We start from the raw sequence: 1165 nt of genomic DNA on the forward strand, positions 1-1165 counted from the left end.
CCATACATCACTCCATCGCGTGTCCGAATGAGTAACGTATCTTTTATCGCGACGATCGCTCGCAACATCGCTTCAATCCCTGCATCCCTCCAACTTCGACCGTTTTTACTTCGTTTCGCAAACACATGCATCGTTCCTTCCGCACTCCCCATCGCCCTCATGTTTGTCGTGTCAATCCCTTTTTCCTTCAACCATACGCGATAGTCACGTAAACATCCTGGTATCTCCTCGATTCGACGAACAAGCGCCTCGAGTTGCTTTTCCTTCTCCTCATGTTCTAACGTACCGATGGCACTTGTGAGTTCTCGTAACACACCTTCTTCATCCCATGATGCTAACTTCTTTCGAATCACCCGATATCTCGCATGACCTCGGAACAATTGACGAATCTCTCTTGCCACATGGAACCGATCAAGCTGAAAGTACCCCCTGTCCCCGAAATATTCTCGACACGCTGTAATCCATGGGGCTCCATCTCCATTGATGACCACCCAATCCTCAAACGGATCATAGCTGTATTCCTTCATCAGAAAATTCTCTACAGCTTCCCAAATCGGTTCATTCGTTTGATGAACCATATACCGTCGATTCACTAAGGATACGCGTTTCCCGTTTTTCTCCCATCCTTGGTGAATCGTGATGATCTTTTCTTCTTTTCCTTTGATGCGGCTTCGTTGACGTTTCACGTACAACCCGTCTGCTTCGATAAAAAACACGCGCCCTTTTTTCTCCATCGCACGGTGCCCTTCCACCTCTGCCTCGATGATGGACTGGCGAATCGTTTCGTGACTCATACATGCATACCCCACCAGCTTTTCAAGCGACTGCGCAGCCTGTCGATACGAAGAACCCGTCACGGCGAGATGAATCGCTGTCTCCTCTAATAGCGGACTCACTCCATGCGCCCCATCGAACTGAAGAAAGACATCGAGTAAAGACGTATACACCTTTTTTTCACGGTCAAAGTAGTAGTTTCGCTTCACTTCCACCTCTCCAAATAGCGTTTGGAGTCGGATCGTCCGCTTATCTTTGAGCGCATATCGTTTCTTGTCCCGCTGTTCTGCCAATGTGCGGTCGATCTCCTCCAACACCTGTTGAAGGAGATGACCATATTGTTTTTGCATATGTCTAAATAAAGACTGTTCGATCTCTTTTAATGTCAAGC

1 protein-coding gene is annotated in these 1165 nt (G+C 47.6%); it reads right to left on the bottom strand.

The window, feature by feature from the left end; translation table 11 throughout:
- Nucleotides 1–1165, bottom strand: a 1165-nt coding sequence (locus BM213_RS14380; RefSeq protein ID WP_341864923.1) for an ISLre2 family transposase, incomplete at both ends; no start/stop codon positions are given.

It is taken from the genome of Anoxybacillus pushchinoensis, from assembly GCF_900111795.1.
GTDB lineage: Bacteria > Bacillota > Bacilli > Bacillales > Anoxybacillaceae > Anoxybacillus > Anoxybacillus pushchinoensis.